This is a genomic window from Archangium minus, from assembly GCF_044360475.1.
In the GTDB taxonomy this organism is placed as follows: Bacteria; Myxococcota; Myxococcia; order Myxococcales; family Myxococcaceae; genus Archangium; species Archangium minus.
Map to the genome: position 1 here is coordinate 102849 of NZ_CP043494.1, position 17303 is coordinate 120151.

At 66.4% G+C, this 17303-nt stretch carries 14 protein-coding genes; 10 read left to right on the plus strand and 4 right to left on the minus strand.

Annotation, left to right across the window (positions count from 1 at the left end; translation table 11 throughout):
• Positions 1-5: 5 nt before the first annotated feature.
• On the plus strand, positions 6-2054 hold the full coding sequence (locus F0U60_RS00500; RefSeq protein WP_395812771.1) for a methyl-accepting chemotaxis protein: 2049 nt from the start codon (positions 6-8) through the stop codon (positions 2052-2054).
• Between the two features lie 486 nt (positions 2055-2540).
• Here F0U60_RS00500 and F0U60_RS00505 read toward each other — a convergent pair whose 3' ends face one another.
• From F0U60_RS00505 to F0U60_RS00515, 3 genes are all read right to left on the minus strand, one after another.
• Positions 2541-2717, minus strand: coding sequence for a hypothetical protein (locus F0U60_RS00505; RefSeq protein ID WP_395812773.1), 177 nt, complete (start codon positions 2715-2717; stop codon positions 2541-2543).
• 137 nt (positions 2718-2854) lie between these two features.
• On the minus strand, positions 2855-4111 hold the full coding sequence (locus tag F0U60_RS00510) for a glycosyltransferase (RefSeq protein ID WP_395812775.1): 1257 nt from the start codon (positions 4109-4111) through the stop codon (positions 2855-2857).
• A 16-nt stretch (positions 4112-4127) separates the two neighbouring features.
• Positions 4128-5999 (minus strand): penicillin-binding transpeptidase domain-containing protein, encoded by a 1872-nt coding sequence (locus F0U60_RS00515; RefSeq protein ID WP_395812777.1) that lies wholly within the window; start codon positions 5997-5999, stop codon positions 4128-4130.
• A 202-nt stretch (positions 6000-6201) separates the two neighbouring features.
• Between F0U60_RS00515 and F0U60_RS00520 the strand changes: the two genes are divergently transcribed.
• The 3 genes from F0U60_RS00520 to F0U60_RS00530 all read left to right on the plus strand — a co-directional run bounded on the left by F0U60_RS00520 (position 6202) and on the right by F0U60_RS00530 (position 8681).
• Positions 6202-6864: a hypothetical protein gene (locus tag F0U60_RS00520; protein WP_395812779.1), complete on the plus strand. Its 663-nt coding sequence runs from the start codon at positions 6202-6204 to the stop codon at positions 6862-6864.
• A gap of 153 nt (positions 6865-7017) precedes the next feature.
• Entirely contained in the window at positions 7018-8187 is a 1170-nt protein-coding gene (locus tag F0U60_RS00525; protein ID WP_395812781.1) for a S1 family peptidase, read from the plus strand.
• Positions 8106-8681, plus strand: a complete 576-nt coding sequence (locus F0U60_RS00530; RefSeq protein WP_395812783.1) for a DUF1579 family protein — start codon at positions 8106-8108, stop codon at positions 8679-8681. The genes F0U60_RS00525 and F0U60_RS00530 overlap by 82 nt, the downstream gene beginning before the upstream one ends.
• 44 nt (positions 8682-8725) lie before the next feature.
• Here the strand turns inward: F0U60_RS00530 and F0U60_RS00535 are convergent, their stop codons facing one another.
• Positions 8726-9619, minus strand: a complete 894-nt coding sequence (locus F0U60_RS00535; protein ID WP_395812785.1) for a LysR family transcriptional regulator — start codon at positions 9617-9619, stop codon at positions 8726-8728.
• A 99-nt stretch (positions 9620-9718) separates the two neighbouring features.
• Between F0U60_RS00535 and F0U60_RS00540 the strand changes: the two genes are divergently transcribed.
• The 6 genes from F0U60_RS00540 to F0U60_RS00565 all read left to right on the plus strand — a co-directional run bounded on the left by F0U60_RS00540 (position 9719) and on the right by F0U60_RS00565 (position 17186).
• Positions 9719-10702, plus strand: a complete 984-nt coding sequence (locus F0U60_RS00540; protein ID WP_395812787.1) for an NAD(P)H-binding protein — start codon at positions 9719-9721, stop codon at positions 10700-10702.
• A 52-nt stretch (positions 10703-10754) separates the two neighbouring features.
• The gene (locus F0U60_RS00545) at positions 10755-11300 is read left to right on the plus strand and encodes an SRPBCC family protein (protein ID WP_395812789.1); all 546 of its coding nucleotides are present in this window, start codon (positions 10755-10757) and stop codon (positions 11298-11300) included.
• Between the two features lie 86 nt (positions 11301-11386).
• The gene (locus F0U60_RS00550) at positions 11387-12451 is read left to right on the plus strand and encodes a serine hydrolase domain-containing protein (protein WP_395825909.1); all 1065 of its coding nucleotides are present in this window, start codon (positions 11387-11389) and stop codon (positions 12449-12451) included.
• Complete coding sequence (locus F0U60_RS00555; RefSeq protein ID WP_395812791.1) at positions 12427-12786, plus strand: DUF3471 domain-containing protein; 360 nt, start codon at positions 12427-12429, stop codon at positions 12784-12786. Before F0U60_RS00550 ends, F0U60_RS00555 begins: the two co-directional genes overlap by 25 nt.
• Positions 12787-12868: 82 nt before the next feature.
• A complete protein-coding gene (locus tag F0U60_RS00560; RefSeq protein WP_395812793.1) occupies positions 12869-15670 on the plus strand; it encodes an ELWxxDGT repeat protein in 2802 nt (933 codons plus the stop codon).
• A gap of 52 nt (positions 15671-15722) precedes the next feature.
• Positions 15723-17186 carry a cyclic nucleotide-binding domain-containing protein gene (locus F0U60_RS00565; RefSeq protein ID WP_395812795.1) on the plus strand — a complete coding sequence of 488 codons (1464 nt, stop codon included), beginning with the start codon at positions 15723-15725 and terminating at the stop codon, positions 17184-17186.
• Positions 17187-17303: the final 117 nt, after the last annotated feature.

The window sequence follows — 17303 nt, forward strand, 5'->3', positions numbered from 1 at the left end:
GCTGGATGAGCCAAGAAACTCCCACCACCCTGCGATTCACCAAGAGCCTGGCAGCGAAACTCCTCGTTGCCCTCTGTGGTGTCATCAGCATCACGCTCGGTATTCTCGTTCTCGTCGTCAACCACCAGTCCTCGCGGGTCGCCGAGGAGCAGGCGGGTCAGACCGCCATGCAGATGGCCGAGCGCCATGCGCAGATCATCAACGCGGAGCTCGATGCCGCGATCATCCCCGTCCGGACGCTCGCGCAGGCGTTCGCGGCCCAGAAGGCCGCCGGTCTGGCCGATCGCCGGCTCGCCGACATGTCGCTCCAGAAGGTTCTCGAGGAGAACCCCAAGCTCCTTGGCCTCTGGACGGGATGGGAGCCGAATGCGTTCGACGGACTCGACGCAAAATACGTGAACACGCCGGGCTCGGACGCCACCGGACGCTACATCCCGTATTGGAACCGTGGCGGTGGACACATCACGCTGGAGCCACTGGCCGACTACGAGAAGGAAGGCGCGGGTGACTACTACCTCCTCGCGCGCAGGAGCGGAAAAGAGACGATCATCAATCCCTACGTCTACACCGTGGCGGGCAAGCCGGTCCTGATGACGAGTGTGTCCGTGCCGATCCTTCTCAATGGCAAGGTCGTCGGTGTCGTCGGTGTTGATCTCTCACTCGATCAGATCCAGAAGCAGGTCTCGGAGATCACCCCCTTCGAGACAGGGTACGCGGTGCTTGTCTCGAACAACGGCACGTTCGTTGCGCACCCGTCCGCGGAGCGACGTGGGAAGCAACTCGGCACCTCTCCCGCCGAGGATCTGGTGAAGACCGCTCTCTCAAGCGTCAGCGCGCTCACCGGGCGGGTCCACTCGGAGGTGCTCGGCACCGGGACGATCGAGGTGGTGGTTCCGCTCCGCGTCGGTGAGACCGTGACGCCCTGGGCGCTCGCCATCTTCGCCCCCCTCGACAAGGTGCTCGCGCCGGCTCGCGAGCTGAGAGAGTTCACGCTCGCTCTCGGAGCGCTCTCGCTCCTCGCGCTCGGCGTCGCCGTCCTCATCGTGATCCGCCGTGTCACGAAGCCGCTCGAGACGATCTCCTCCGTCGCCACCCGCATCGCAAGCGGCGATCTGACCGTCGAACTGAACCACCGCTCCGAGGATGAGATCGGCATTCTCTCCGATGCGTTCCGCTCCATGCGCGACCGGCTGGCGCAGGTGATTGGCGAGGTCCGCAACAGCGCGGTGGCGCTCTCATCGGCCGCATCGCAGGTATCGACGACGTCCCAGTCTCTCGCGAGTAGCACGAGCGAGCAGGCCGCCACCTTCGAGGAGATGACGACCAGCCTCGAGTCCATGAGCGCATCCATCATCAAGAACGCCGACAGCAGCCGCCAGGTGGAGGCGATCGCGTACAAGGGAGCGGTCGAGGCGGAGGAGAGCAGCCGGGCGGTGGCCGAGACGGTGGGTGCGATGAAGCAGATCGCCTCGCGCATCTCCGTCATCGAGGAGATTGCCTATCAGACGAACCTCCTCGCGCTGAATGCCGCCATCGAAGCCGCGCGGGCGGGCGTGCAAGGAAAGGGGTTCGCGGTCGTTGCGTCCGAGGTCCGCAAGCTCGCGGAGGGAAGCCAGAGCGCCGCGAAGCAGATCGTCACGGTCGCGTCGGACAGCGTGAAGATCGCCGAGAAGTCGAGCCAACGGCTGAGTGAGCTCGTCCCGGCGATCGGTACGACGTCGCAGCTGGTGAAGGACGTTGCCGCCACCTCGAGCGAGCAGTCGTCGAGCGTCGGTCAGATCAACAAGGCGATGAACGAGCTGAACGAGGTGACGCAGCGGAACGCGACGTCGGCCGAGGAGCTGTCGGGCACCGCCGAAGAGATGGCGGCGCAGGCGCAGAGCCTGCTGCAAACGGTGAGCTATTTCCGCGTGGGAGTGGCCAATGTCCACTACATGGATCGCTTTCGCTCTGGCGAGCAGTCCTTCACGAGCGCGCCTCCTGTCTCGCCCACGCCTCACCTCATGGCGCGAACGCGTGGGCGAGCGGCGATGGGCATGTCATCACCTGACTGAGACCGTACCCGCCGTGATCAGGTGCCGTTTCCGCCTCCGGTGCGGAAGCAGTCCAGCTTGAAGGTGCGCTCGCCTCGGGCGAAGCGGTCCACCACGTTGGCCAGACAGGTACCCCCTTCCTTGAAGGGGGAGTGGCCACCGTCGATAAGGATGAAGGTGGCACCCGGGATGAGTGCCGCGGTTCGCGAGGAGGGGACAGTAGGTGGCGTGCCCCGGAAGCGATCCGCCGAGCTCCACCGTCACATCTCCCCCAGGCTCCAGCTGCTCGATCAGCGCCGGTTCCGTCCACCACCTGCGTGAGCGCCTGGGCGAGCTCGGCGTGGCGGGCCTTCATCGCGTAGGGCAGGGCCAGCCCCAGGACATCGGTGAGACGTATGGGTTTCTGGTCGGGCTTCCCTTCGTGCCAGAGGAGCTTCCCGTCCGCGACCGCCTGGCGGAACCGGGCCAGCGCGCTGCCGAGCTCGGCATGTTGCTGCTCGGCGGCAATCAACGTCCGAGCTGGATGAGCATGCGTTCGTTGGATTCGACGTGGGCGTTCCGGGTACGCGCACGCTCCAACTGGGCGGCCAACCGCTCACGCGCGAGCAGTTCACGTTCCGCTCGGATAACGACCTGGCTCAGCTCGCGGCGATCCGAGCGGGTTGTGGCATTGGCGCTTGTCATGTCGCGCTTGCCCAACGCTCGGGTCTCGTCCGCATCCTGCCCGAGATGTTCGCACCCACCGTCGAGATGTGGGTCGCCATGCATGAAGACCTACGGACGACGGCGCGCTATCGGACGGTCTTCGTACTCCACAGCGGTCATGCCGAGCGGGCCGTTGCTCCCTTGTGTCTGGTGAGGGCTCCTTCGAGCCAGGAGACAGCGGCTCGCAAGGGATCCCGGCTCCGGATGCTCTCCCCAGTGGCGCGGGCCTTCTCTCGCATCGGTCCGTTGTTGGCGAGCTCGCGCAGTCCCTCGGCGAGCCGATCCACGGTCAGAGCTCCCTTGGGAATCGGCTGCGGGCCCAGGCCGAGCTTGTGGACCTGGCGAGCGAACATGAATTGATCGAACGCGTGCGGCACCAGGAGCTGGGGGATGCCCGCGCGCGCCGATGCCGCGGTGGTTCCGGCCCCTCCGTGGTGCACCGAGCCCGCAAGCCGCGGGAAGAGCAGCCCGTGTGACACGGGGCCCACTCCGTGCGCTGAGGGCCCGAGGTCCTCGCCGCCACCGAGGCCCGACCACCCCGAGGACAGCAGGAGCCGCACACCGGCCTTCTGCGCGGCCTCTCGGACCCGCTGTGTGGTTCTTTGGGGATCGTCGTCCGGCATGCTCCCGAAGCCCACGTAGATGGGCGGGGGCCCAGCGCTCAGGAACGCCTCGAGGTCGGGCGGGAGCGGCCGGTCATCGGGCAGCGCGAAGGAGCCCACCTGAGGGATATCCGCGAGGTCGGGCGGCGCTGGGAGCAACTCCGGATCGCAGGCGAGCAGCGTCTTCTCGCGGGGGAAGATGGAGCTGAAGATGTCCTCGTCACGGGGGAGGCCACGCCGCGTCCGATGTGCGTTGTAACGCTTGTCCATCTGGCGGTTGTAGAAACCCCCCGAGACCCTCCAGAGGAGCCGATTCAGCCAGCGTGGCGACCGGGTGATCGGCACCATCATCATCGGGTGGTACGAGGAGGGGAGGATCTGTGGCGTGTACCCGATGTAGCGGTACGGCACTCGCGCCGCGTCCGCGAGCAGGTGCGCTGCCATGACCGCGCCTCCGCCTACGACCAGGTCCACGCCCTGGACTCGCGGCTCGATGTGAGTCAGCTGCAGCTCGAACTCACTCTCGAGCATCGAGTTGAGCGTTCTGACGAAGCCGAGTGGGGTGCGCGTCTGCTCGCGCGTCTTGGCGAGGATCTCCCGCACGTCGTGACCGCACGGCCCGAAGGAGATACCGAAGGCTTCGGCCTCCGCCTGGAAGACGGGAGAGCCGAGCAGTGTCACCGTGTGGCCAGCCCGCCGCATCGCCACCGCGAGTGCGAGCATCGGCTGGAAGTCGCCACGCGAGCCAGACCCGATCAAGAGAGCGCGCATGGGCGAGAAGGATACGTCACAAGGCCGCGGCGAACCTCGCGGCGATGGGCACGGCGACGCGACCGCCCACTCCTCCGCCCTCCACCAGGACGGCGAAGCCAACGCCCTTGTGAAAGCCGATGAACCAGGCATGCGTGGGCAGCGGGGTGCCGCTCCCGAATTCGGCGGTGCCTGTCTTGCCAGCGAGCCCCGGTATGCTTGCAGCCGCTCGGCCCGAGCCCTCGGTGACGACAGCGCGCATCAGCGCGTGCAGGGGCGAACGGGTGCCAGGCGAGAGCGAGGCGCTCGGATGCTCCTCGATGTTGGCCACGAGGTAGGGCGCGCGCCACCTGCCCGACTCGGCGGCCGCGGCAACCGAGGCCATGTGCAACGGCGTGGCCAGCACGCGTCCCTGTCCGATGGCGGCTGCGGCCCGCTCCGTCTCGTCCCGGGGTTCGGGAAACGAGGCACCGGGAGACGGGAGGCCCACCTGGTACTCCACGTTGAATCCGAAGCGGCGGGCCGCGGCTCCGAGCGCGTCTGGTTCAAGGCTGGCGGCCAGCATCACGAAGGCGGTGTTGCACGAGTGGGCGAAGACCGTGCGCAGGCGGGTATTCCCAAACGCCTCGCCCTCGAAGTTGCGGAACTGCTTACCGCCTACGGCCACCGCGGGGGGGCATGACACCGGGGCATCCGCGCCCAGTCCCTTGGCGAGCAGTGCTTCCGACGTGACAACCTTGAACGTCGAGCCGGGCGGGTAGCGGCCGGTGAGCGCCCGGTGCAAGGGCTGCTCGAGCGGTCTGCTGACGATGGCCAGAATAGCGCCCGTGGCGGTGTCCACCGCGACGATCGACGCGGGCTGAGCCACTCCCTCGAGCGCCATCTCCGCGGCGGATTGCACCTCCGGGAGCAGCGTGGTGCGCAGCGGCGTGCCCGGCGTCCCCTCGAAGCGATGGAGGACGCGCGCCTCGCCGGACGGGTGGGTGAGGCGCACCTCGCCCGAGGGGCTTCCCGCGAGCTGCGGCTCATACGCCAGCTCCAGCCCAGACACCCCCACGAGGTCTCCCGGCTGATAGGTCGGGCCCAACTGCGCGAGCAGCTCGGCTGTCACCTCTCCCACGCGGCCCAAGGTGTGCGCTGCGAAGCCCTCGGCCGGGGAGAGCCGGACGTTCTTCTTGCGGCGGAAGAAGATGCCAGGCACGGGTGCCAACGCCGGGCGCACCAGCTGGTAGCGCTCGGGTCGCACGTCGATGATGGGCAGGAAGTGATCGGGCGCTACGCCCGGCGCGTTCAGCACCTTCTGCAGCCGCACTGGATCCACACCCAGCTGCGACTGGAGCGCCGAGGCGACGGCGGCGCGATTTTGAATGCGTCGGGGCTCGACGCCAATGGTGATGACCTCGCCTAGATGGGTGAGGGGCTGGCCCTTTCCATCCAGGATCTCCGCTCGCTCCGAGCGAGTCCTCGTGCGGGAGAAGCGGTCACCCTCGCGGGCCTCGGGGTGCAGCACCGCTGGCGTCCAGCGCACCCACCAGAGTCCCTCGCGGCGCACGAAGCGCAGCGCGCTGTTCACCTCCCACTCGCCCAGTCCGCGCAGCACGTGGATGGCGCGGAAGGTGACCACGGCGCTGTCCTCTTCGTGATGGACGCGGCCGAGCTCAAAGCGGGACGAGAGGATGCGCAGGTCCTCTCGGAAGCGCTGGTGTTGCTCCTCGAGGTTGGCCGGTGGATCGGCCACCACGTGCCTCAGGGCGGCATAGTCGCCCTCGGCCCAGGCCCGCAGATAGATCTGGGCCTCGTTGAGCGGGCCCTCCGCGGGCCGCCCTCTCACAGAGACGCAGGCCGCCAGGAACAGGGCAGCCGCGGCACTGACTTCAACCCTCCATCCTCGCCGTGACACGCGCCGCACTGTGAGGGCGGACCCTCGCGAGTCAAGAAACAGGGCGAGGCTCACTCGGAGCAAAGCCAGTACACGTGAAGGATTTCTCAAGCTTTCAAGAACAGGGAATCAAGACTGTGATTGCCAGCGACTCCCAGTCATCTTCCAGTCACGCCTCGCGTGCTACCTCTTTGCCCGAGCTCGGAGATTTCCCCGTCACAGGAGGTTCAACATGAAGAAGTACGCCATTGCCCTGTCCATTGTGTTCACGATGTTCACCGCCGCTTGCGGAACGAGCGACACCCCCGAGCAGAACCACGAGACGATCGCGCCGCCGCCCGAGTCCTCGCAGGTCGTCACGCCGGCCCTGCTGCTGCGGACCGTGGAGGACATTGGCGCGGAGCTGGAGCTGCGGCAGGCCTCCGGTGCGCTCTCGGCCGAATGGGACGAGGTCTGGTCGCAGGCGCAGGTTGTCCGGCAGCGGAGCGAGCTTCAGAACCTGCTCGCGCTCATTGATCAGCGGGCCTCTTCCGGGGAGCTGCTCGCGGTTGGGTCGGAGGTGATCGAGCTCTACTTCGAGTCCTATGAGCCCACCTTCCGCCTGATGGAGAAGCAGCACTCGAGCGGAACCCTCGATGCCCGGCTCACCGAGCTGCGCTCGAACTGGCTCTCGGTCGCCGAGCGGGTTGATCAGTCCACGGACTCCTCCCAGCGGGCGGCGACGTGGTGCTGCCGCGGTACCCTGTCCTTCTCGGAGAAGTGGCACTGCAACGAGTTCAAGACGGCGGGTATCTGGGCGGCCACGAAGTGCGCGGCGATCTTCGCCCATATCCCGATTGTGGATGGCTTCAGGCTGTCGAAGCAGTCCTGCTCCGACGTCGCTGAGTGCCAGTAACGAGTTGCGCATGCTCCCTCTCCCTCTGGGAGAGGGCGGGGGGTGAGGGTATTCAGCTCCGTGCTCCTCGCCCCGCTTCGCACGGTGACGCACTTTAGGGAAATACCCTCACCCTAGCCCTCTCCCAGAGGGAGAGGGGACATCCACAGGCCCATGAAGAAGTGCTCGATCGTTCTTGCGAGTCTGCTCCTCGGTGGCGGCACGGGGTGCTCGGACGTCCCCTCCACGAGTTTTGTCATCCAGCAGCGTTCCCAGGCGATCAAGGACGGAAGACCCGCGACGGCCGACCGTCTCTTCGGCACCGTCGCCGTGCTGGACAGCGATGGCGTCCAGGAGTGCTCGGGGGTCCTCATCTCCCCGACGACTGTCGTCACCGCAGCTCACTGTGTCGTGTTGCAGGACGGTGCCACCGGGCAGATCGCCGCCGAGCTCGGGCCCGCCAATCTCCAGGTGTTGGCGGGTGCGCTCGATGTGAGGGATGCGACGCCCGCGCAGCTCTTTCGTATCCGGAAGGTCATCCGGCACCCGCGCTTCCCAGTGCCCGGCACGTTCAACGCCGGAGACCTCGACCGGGCGGAGGACATCGCGCTCCTGCTGCTCGAGACTCCCGTGCAGACGGTGCCCGTGGTTCCACTGCTTCCGCCCGAGGCGCTGGACGTCCTCCTGCTCCCTGGCACGCCCGTGGTGATCGCCGGGTACGGCGCGCGAGACGAACGGGGTCGCTTTTCTGGCACGTTGTACTTCGCTGAGACACCCTTCCAGCAGCGGAATGCGACGGAGTTCTCGGCGGGTGCTCCCGGTTCACCAGACAGCTGCTCCGGTGACTCGGGTGGACCCGCGCTCCTGATGGTCGACGGAGTGCCGCATCTGCTCGGCATCAGTGCCCGCGCGCTCCATTCACCCAGCGGCGCCGATTGCGGAGACGGGGGCATCTACACGCTCATCCCCGCCTACCACCGTTGGCTGGAAGAGAACTCCGGCCTGGCGGAGGGCGTTGAGCAGGACCCGGGCGGATGCGCCGTCAGCGGCCCTGGGCGGCCTTCGGACGGGCAGGGGCTCGCGCTGGTCGGTGTGTGGATGGTGAGCACCCTCGTGGCCTTCTGGCGGAGGGGCCTCGCGTTCGTTCCGCCCAAGAGGACCGAAAGATCCGCCGACCCGGGCGCAAGCGGCGCCCTTCCCGCAGGGCGAGAGACGGTAGTAGATGCAACCTTGTTGCATAACCATCCCCCCCGGAGTCAAGCATGTTCATCCGTCCGTCCGCCTTCTTGCTCGCCGCCATCGCCTGCTCACCTGTGTTTTTCGGATGCGGAGGCAAGTTTCTGAAGGCGCCCACCACCGCCGCGAAAGCCACGACACCCAAGGCCGAGCCCGCCATCACTGCGGCGTCCGCGCTGGCTGACGCCGCCAAGGCCCTGGCAGGGACGTGGCGTTGTAGCGGATCGATCTACGGGGCCGATGGAGCGGCTAGCCCAAGCACGGTTACCCTCAACGTCAGCCTCGGCCTCGACAAGGCATGGCTGCAAACCGAGTTCGTGGTGTCGTCCGGCAAGTACAAGTACAACTTCAACTCGTACCGCACGTTCGACCCATCATCGAGCAAGTGGGTGAACGTCATCGTTGACAACCTGGGCGGTCACGCCGTGTCTGGGTCCACGGACGGTATCATCTGGACCGGTGAGTCGAGCGGCCCCATGGGCAAGATGGAGATCAGGGACACCGAGACCATCGTCTCGCCAGGCGAGGTGAACATGTTCGGCCAGTACTCGCTGGATGGCAGGAACTGGAGCACCGGGTACGAGCTGTCCTGTAAGAAGTGAGCAACCAGACGTCACCTGGTTCCACTTCCTACTGAGAGAGTCTCTTAGTTGCGGTTCCTCATCCGATTGAAGGCAGCAGCGAGGTGATCGAATACCGCTCTCACGCGTGGCACCCGCGACAGGTTCTCATGCGTCACGATCCAGGTTTCCAGCACGTGGATGACAAAATCAGGCAGCACTCGGATCAGGCGCGGATCGGCATTGCCCAGTGGCACATGGCAGACTGCGATCCCAACGCCGGCACGCGCCGCCGCCACCTGCGCCGGGTGACTATCGGTGCGCAGAACGTACCGGTTCGGCTCGAATTGGGGACCGAGGCTTGCAGCGAGGGCCAGATCAACTTGATTGCGGTCCGACCCGATCAGATCGTGGTGCTCAAGGTCATCGACGTTTTCCGGCACGCCGCGCCGGGCGACGTAATCGGGCGAGGCGAAAAGGCCGAGTGGAATCGCCGCGACCTTCCGGGCCACGAGCGCGTTCTGCTTGGGAGCCACCGTTCTCACCGCCAGATCGGCTTCATGCGCCAGGAGATCCGCTTGGGCGTTGCTGAGCGATAGTTCGATCCGCAGCGCCGGATGTTTCTCGCGCAGCGTCTGCAACATGGCGGGGATCACTTCGACCCCCATGATATCGGGCACGCTGATGCGAACGGTTCCGGCGATCGTGCCGTGAGGCGCCGATGCCTGGCGCACGAAGAGGTCGGACGCCATGGCCATTGTGCGGGCAGCGTCCCGCAGCGCCTCAGCTGTTTCCGTCGGGGTCAGCCCATTGACCGAGCGGGTGAACAGGACTGTGCCCAGACCGTGCTCCAAAGCCTCGATCCGCGCCCGCACTGTCGGGTGCGAAAGGCCGAGACTGCGTGCCGCACCGGACAGGCTACCGGTCTCCAACACGGCGAGAAAGATGCGCTGATCGTCCCACGAGATCGTCGTGCTCATAAAAAACCTTACAGCTGCTGTAGGTTGGGTGCAATTCCGTTTCAGCCCGTCGTGGTCCATCTTCGTCTCATCGCAATGCAAACGAGATGGAGCACGATCATGGAAACCAACAAAACAGCCCTTGTCCTTGGCGCAACTGGCGGAATAGGCGGAGCCATTGCCGGCGCGCTACTCCGCCATGGCTGGAAGGTTCGCGGCATGGCCCGCGACGCCGCGGCGGCTCACAAGCAGAACCAACAGATCGAGTGGGTGAAGGGCGATGCGATGCGCCGCGCGGACGTGGTCGAGCATGCCCGTGGCGTTTCGGTGATCGTCCATGCGGTCAACCCGCCGAACTATGCCAACTGGGACAAGCTCGTGCTGCCGATGATCGACAACACGATTGCCGCCGCCCAGGTGGCTGGTGGCGCGCGCATTCTCCTGCCGGGTACGATCTACAATTTCGATCCTGCCCGGACGCCGGTGATCGATGCAAGCACGCCGCAGCAGCCGTGCAGCCGCAAGGGAGCCATCCGTGTGGAGCTGGAACGCCGGCTGGAACAGGCCGCCCCTGAGGTCCCCTCGCTGATCCTGCGGGCTGGCGACTTCTTTGGTCCCGGCACACGCGCGAGTTGGTTCGCCCAGGCCATGGTGACGCCTGGAAAGCCGGTGCACCGGATCACCGAGCTTACCCGCGATGGTGGCCATAGCTGGGCCTATCTCCCGGACCTGGCAGAGACCGCGGCGCGTCTGCTCGATGAAAGCGAAAAGCTTCAACCCTTCGAGCGGGTGCAATTCGAAGGGTATTACGACCAGAGTGGCACCGGCCTCGTCGAGGCCATCTCCCGTGTCGTCGGACGAAAGGTTGCCACGCGGCACTTCCCGTGGTGGCTGATGGCGCTGCTTTCGCCGTTCCGTGGCTTCCCGCGCGAAGCGGCCGAGATCGCCCCGTATTGGCGCTATCCGGTCCGACTGGACAATCGCCGCCTTACCGAGCTGATCGGACCCGAGCCGCGCACGGGCCTCGACGCCGCCGTGCGGACCACCCTGGTCCATCTCGGCTGCCTGCCGGAGAGCGCCGTCAACGCACTTTCCGTGGCCTGACCGTCTCGCCCAGGACTTCCGATCTTCAACCCGCGGTACAACGGAGATATCGATGAACAGAATAGCTGGCCTTGCCAAGATCCTACTTCTCGCCATCCTCGCGATTTCTCATGTCCGATGCCAGGACCAGGACCAAGACCAGGACGTGCCCAGCATCCGAACGGAAATCAATCCGAACGCAGCAACCATCGCGCGCACCGAACTGCTCATCGACGCACCGCCGAAGGCTGTTTGGTCGGTGTTGACCGATATCGACCGCTGGACCGAGTGGATGCCCGAATTTGCTTCGGCGCGGCTCGAAGGGCCCCTCGCACCCGGTTCGGTGATCTTTTGGGAACCTCAGGGCCAGGTGGTGGAGTCTCGTCTCGTTGTCGTGGAAGCCGAGCGCCGGTTGGTCTGGAATGGCACGGATGGCGCCGTTCATGTGTGGGAGCTGGTCCCGACGGGCAACGGCACGCTTCTGCGCAACGACGAATCCATCGACGAATGGAAGCTTGCCGGACAGGTCGACGGAAGCGCAATTCTCACCGATTCCCTCAATGTATGGAACAGTCGCATTGCCGAGCGGGTGACCCAGCAAATCGATAAAAATCTTTGATCAATTCCAGGTGCTCTGGAGACCAAGTCAGTTGAAGCAGGGGCGGTTGGCCGGACCGTCCCAGGTCATTGGAGCAGCTCACCTTGATGATGAAGAGATTCGTCCTCGCCGCCGCGCTCTCCCTGGGTGCCAGTTGGAGTACCGCCCACGCCGAGCCCTCGTTGGAGTCGTGCTCCAGCTGCTGTCTGGAGACGGAGGGCTCCCTGTCCGCGCAGCTGAAGGAGCGCATCGACAAGTTCGTCGGAGAGCGCATGCAGCATGGCCACATCCCCGGGCTCTCGCTGGTGGTCCTGCGTGAAGGCAAGCCCGTGTACGTCCGGGGTTATGGGAGCAGCAACCTGGCGACGGGCGAGTCGATGACCTCGTGCTCCCTTGTGTCGATCGGCTCGACCACCAAGTCCATGACGGCGCTGGCCCTCATGCAATTGGTGGAGCAGGGGCAGGTGGACCTGGAGGCGCCGGTGACGCGCTACATCCCCTGGTTCCAGACCGCGGATGGGAAGGGCAGCAGCATCCTCGTGAAGCAACTCCTGGCACATACCTCGGGAATGCCAGCGAAGTCTCTCCTCGAGGGCACCACGGATGCCGGTGCGCTGGAGCGCCGGGTGCGCTCGTTCTCGCAGTTGAGCCTCGCCTTCCCACCGGGCCAGGGCTGGATGTACTCCAACACGGGCTACGCTGTGTTGGGGCTCATCGTCCAGAGGGTGTCCGGTATGTCTTATGAGCTGTACCTGGCGAGCCATGTCATCCATCCCCTGATGATGAAGCACACCACCTTTGGCCCTCCGGAGGGCACGACCGCCCCTCTGGCTCAAGGCTACGTGTGGACACGGGGGGAGACGCGCCCCGCGCCCATGCTGCTCGCACGTGAGCAGCACCCGGCTGGGTCCTCGACCTATTCCTCGGCCCGTGACGTGAGCTCCTACCTGGCCGCGCTGCTCGCGAAGGGTCAAGGTCTCCACAGCCGCGTCATCACCCCGGAGTCCCTCCGCGAGATGTGGCAGCCCGCGGCGGCCACCTCCGCCACCGGAGCGTATGGGTATGGTTGGGAGCTGGGGTCGATGTTCGGACGGCAGGCCGTCTACCACGACGGCAGCGTGGTTGGCAGCGGCTCCATGTTCAGGAGTTGGCCAAGGGCGTTGCCGCGCTGATGTTGGGCGCTGAGCCTCCTCCGGCTCCTCCCCTGGTCTACCGGCCTCCCAGCACCTTCGTGCCGGACACCTCCGTGTGGGAGAAGTACGTGGGCAACTACCTCCTCCCCATCTATGGCGTGATGCGGCTCTATGTGTCGTCAGGCAAGCTGCTGGCGGACTGGACCTATACGACGCCCGCCCAGGTCCTGGAGCTCGAGCCCTACGGTGACAATGATTTCGTCATCCGGCATCACCTCGGCATCAACGAGGGTGTGAACGTGAGCTTCCAGAGCGCCCCGGACGGCCAGGTTTATTTGTTGTTGGATGGCCAGCCCTTTGGTCGCCGGCTGTAGTCACTGCGTGGTGTAGCCGACACGCACAACCGATTGGAGGTCCTCTAGGCACGCGGGGGCGCGCATCCACCTTTAGCTTTGTATGCGCTTGTCTACCGCACTCCTTCGGTTGTTCCCGCTGGCCCTCACCATGAGCCTGGCTTGCGGTGAGTCCCCTCGCTCCTCCGCGGAGTCACTCGAGGACGGGCTGGAAGCCGTCGAGTTGCGGCTGGTGACGGCTCCGGCCTCTCACCGGCTCGGCGAGCCGTATCGAGTCGAAGACATCGTCCCGGGTCAGCTCAGCTCCGGTCCGAGCCAGCTGACGGACGCGGCGGGAACGCTCTTCTTCGTCGCCACGGACGCCGAGCATGGCACCGAGCTGTGGGCGAGCGACGGGACGTCCGCTGGGACGCGCCTGGTGGAGGACATCCGTCCCGGGCCGGACGACTCGGGGATCTTCCGTCTCACGGGGGCGGGGCCGCGTGTCTTCTTCTCCGCGGATGATGGCATCCACGGTCACGAGCTGTGGACGAGCGACGGGACACCCGAGGGCACGCAGCTCGTGGAGGACCTCTCCCCTGGGCCAGAGAGCACGTACATCGGTGCGGTGGCCGCGCTGGACGGTGTCCTCTACTTCTCCGCGTTCTCCTTCGAGATGGGCGGCATGCTGTGGCGGACGGAGGGCACGCCCGACAGTACCCGGCCCATCGTCGACTGGTTGTTTTCCTCTCCGCAAACGCTGACGGTGTGGGAGGGCCAGCTCTACTTCTTCGTGGACCGGGCGCTCTACCGCAGTGACGGCACGGCGGAGGGCACCGTCCTGCTGCGTGACTTCACGGACGAGCCCGGCATCGTGTTCCCGATCGGCCCCGTGGCCGCGGAGGGCCTGCTCTACTTCGTTCTGTATGAGGAGGATGTGGACGGCTTCCCTCGCGCGCCCTTCTGGGTCTGGAGGAGCGATGGCACGCCCGAAGGGACGGTGCTTGTCGCGGAAGTGCCCGCTCGGCTGTTCTCTGATCTCATCGCCACGGGGAGCCGGCTCTTCTTTGTCGCCAATGAGGGTGTGCACGGCAGCGAGCTGTGGACGAGCGACGGCACACGCGAGGGAACAGGCCTGGTGGAGGACATCGTCCCGGGGCCTGACAGTCCGTACCTTCGCGAGCTCACGGGGCTGGATGGCATCCTGTACTTCTCCGCGTACACGCCGGCCGTGGGGGATGAGTTGTGGCGCAGTGACGGAACCGCGGGCGGCACCTTCCTCCTCCGGGACGTGAGGCCTGGGGTGCAAGGCTCCAGCATCGCGTACCTGACGGCGCAGGCCGGCCGGCTCTTCTTCACCGCTCGCGAGGCATGGGCTTCAGGGCACGAGCCGTGGACGAGTGACGGCACGCTCGAGGGAACGAGGCGGATCGCGGACCTGGTGACCGGTCCCTTCTCCAGCGCGCCCCATGGGTTTACGCAGTCCGGTGCGCGGGTGTTCTTCGCGGCGACGGAGCCGAGGCGCGGCACGGAGTTGTGGGCCCTGACGGCGGGCACGGCCGCTACCGTGCGTGTCGGGCCCGAGGCCCAGGTGGGGGAGGAGCCGGGCGACTTCGGGCCCGCGTACCTGGTGCAGGACATCGTCCCGGGTGGGGGGGACTCGGGCATCTTCTGGCAGGCGAGCGTGGGCGGGCTGCTCTTCGTCGACGCGTTTGATCCAAGCTTCGGCACCGAGCTCTGGAGGTTGGATGGTTCTCTCGGAGGCGCGCGGCTCGTCGAGGACATCCGCCCCGGGCCCGAGGGCTCGTTCCCCTCGAAGATGGTCGATCTCGGTGGAGGCGTGCTGCTCTTCTTCGCGGACGATGGCGTGCACGGCGAAGAGCTGTGGCGGAGCAGCGGGACGCCCGGGAGCACACGGCTCGTGAAGGACATCTTCCCTGGAGCCGGGAGCAGCGGTGCCATCGAATGGATCGTCCTGAATGGGGTGCTGTACTTCTCCGCGGACGATGGTGTGCACGGCCAGGAGCTGTGGCGGAGCGATGGGACACCCGAGGGCACGTGGTTGGTGAGGGACATCTGGCCAGGCCCCGAGGGCTCGTCGCCGACCTACTTCACCGCGTGGAACGGGCAGCTCGTCTTCGTCGCCACCGACGAGGCTCATGGTCGCGAGCTGTGGCGCTCGGACGGGACGGAGCCAGGCACGCAGCTCGCGGTGGAGCTCCTCCCCGGACCGGACAGCCTGTTCATCGAAGAGCTGGCCGCCACGCCCGAGCTGCTCTTCTTGCGCGTCTTCACGTTCGAGGGCACCGAGCTGTGGCGAAGTGATCTGACGTCGGAAGGCACTGTCCTGGTCCGGGCCATCTCCATCGGCTCCATGAGCGGCTCGCCCAGGCAGCTCACGGTGCTGGGCAGCACGGTCTTCTTCATCGGGTATGAGCCCGAGTACGGCTCCGAGCTGTGGCGGAGTGACGGCACGGCCGAAGGGACCGTGAGGGTGCGGGACATCCGCCCGGGACCGGACAGCTCCTTGCCGGATCCCCTGGTGGTTGTCGGAGATCGGCTCTTCTTCGGTGCCGAGGATGATGGCACCTTCGGGCGCGAGCTGTGGGTGAGTGATGGCACGGAGGCGGGGACCGTCCTGGTCGCGGATATCTCGCCGGGTCCGAGCTCGAGCAATCCCCTCAACCTGTTCCCGGTGGCCGGCCGGCTGCTGTTCTCCGCGGACGATGGCCTCCGGGGCCGCGAGCTGTGGGTGAGTGACGGCACGCCGGCGGGGACTCGACTGCTCCAGGAACTGGTGCCAGGCCGGGTAGGTGGCAATCCCTCTCGCTTTATCGCCACGCGAGAGCACGTCTACTTCACCGTCGACAACTCGCCTACAGGCCGCGAGCCGTGGGCACTGCCCATCAGAAGACTCGGGGAATGAGAGAGACTCCCGGTGCCTTGACCCTCCTGGGCACGGAGAGCACGCTCGCGGCGTGCTCTCCATCCCGCCAAGTCACCTCTCTCTGGTCGTGGGTGCAGTCCTCACGTTGCTCGTCTTCGTCATCCGGGCGTTGAGCTCGGACGCGCAGTTGCGCAAGGACCTGGGTGGGGCCGTCGGCCTCCTGGTGACGTTCCTCGTGCTGCGCGCGGTGGACGGGGAGTTCGGCGCGCTCCTGTACCCCCAGGCGCGGCAGGTGCTGCGCGTGGTGTGGATGCTCGCCCTCGCCTTCGGCGCCATTCGAGTGACGGTGTCCTTCGCGCTGCTCCTGGTGCGCCTGCGCTCGCGCGTGCCCATCCCCAAGATTCTGCGCGACGTCCTCGACTTCTCGCTCTATGCCCTCTGCGTCATCCCCATCCTCAAGACGCAGCTCGACGTGGACCTGACGAGCCTGGTGGCCACCTCCGCCATCGTCTCGGTGGTGCTCGGTCTCGCGATGCAGGACACGCTGGGCAACCTCTTCGCCGGCCTGTCCCTGCAGCTCGAGCGCCCCTACCAGGTGGGGGACTGGGTCACCATCCGGGACATCACCGGGCGTGTGGTGCAGATCGCCTGGCGCGCCACGCGCATCGAGACGTCTCGCAAGGAGATCGTCACCCTGCCCAACAACATCTGCTCCAAGGAGGCGGTGAGGAACTACTCACGCGGCGGGATGCCCGTGGCCGTGGACATCCACTTCCATGCCTCGCACGAGCGGGCACCCAACGAGGTGAAGGCGGTGGTGCTGGAGGCGCTGGAGAACGTGCCGCTGATGCTGCGCCAGCCCGCGCCCGTCTGCCGCACGTGGGCCTATGAGGAGCCGGGCATCCTCTACCAGGTGCGCTACTACGTGGAGGAGTTCGGGCATGCGGACTGGGTGAAGGAGGAGGTGTACACCCGGCTCTGGTACAGCTTCCGGCGCGAGGGCATCGAGGTGCCCTTCCCGAAGGGCCGGGCGCAGTCGGGCGGCCCGCCCGCCCCCGAGTTCCCCGAGGAGGCCGTGGCCGAGATGTTGCGGCGGGTGGACCTCTTCAAGGTGCTCAAGGAGGAGGAGCGCGCGCGGTTGCGGCGGGAGATGGTGCCCAAGCGCTTCGGGAAGGGTGAGCACGTCATCGAGCAGGGGGAGATGGGCAACACCTTCTACCTCGTGGGCCGTGGAGAGCTGTCCGTGCGCGCGGGTGGGGTGGAGGTGTCTCGGCTGTCGCGGGGCAACTACTTCGGGGAGATGTCGCTGCTGACGGGCGAGCCGCGCACGGCGACGGTGGTGGCGCTCACGGATGTGGTGTTGCTGGAGCTGGACAGGCCCGTGTTCGCGCGGCTCTTCGACGAGCACCCGGAGCTGGCGCCCAAGCTGTCGGGGATGCTGGCGCACCGGCGCACGCAGTTGAACGCGGCGATGACGGCTTCCGGCGAGACGCTGCCTGTCTCGGAGGAGCACCACATCCTCGATCGGCTCAAGAGCATCTTCCGGCTGAGCTGACGGCTGGAAAACGAGAAGGGTGAGGGCGCGGAACCCCCCCGGCTCCATGCCCCCACCCCGGTACCTCGTTCCGCCCCCCCTTCGTACCCGATACGCCCCGCGTCGTGCACCTATCAG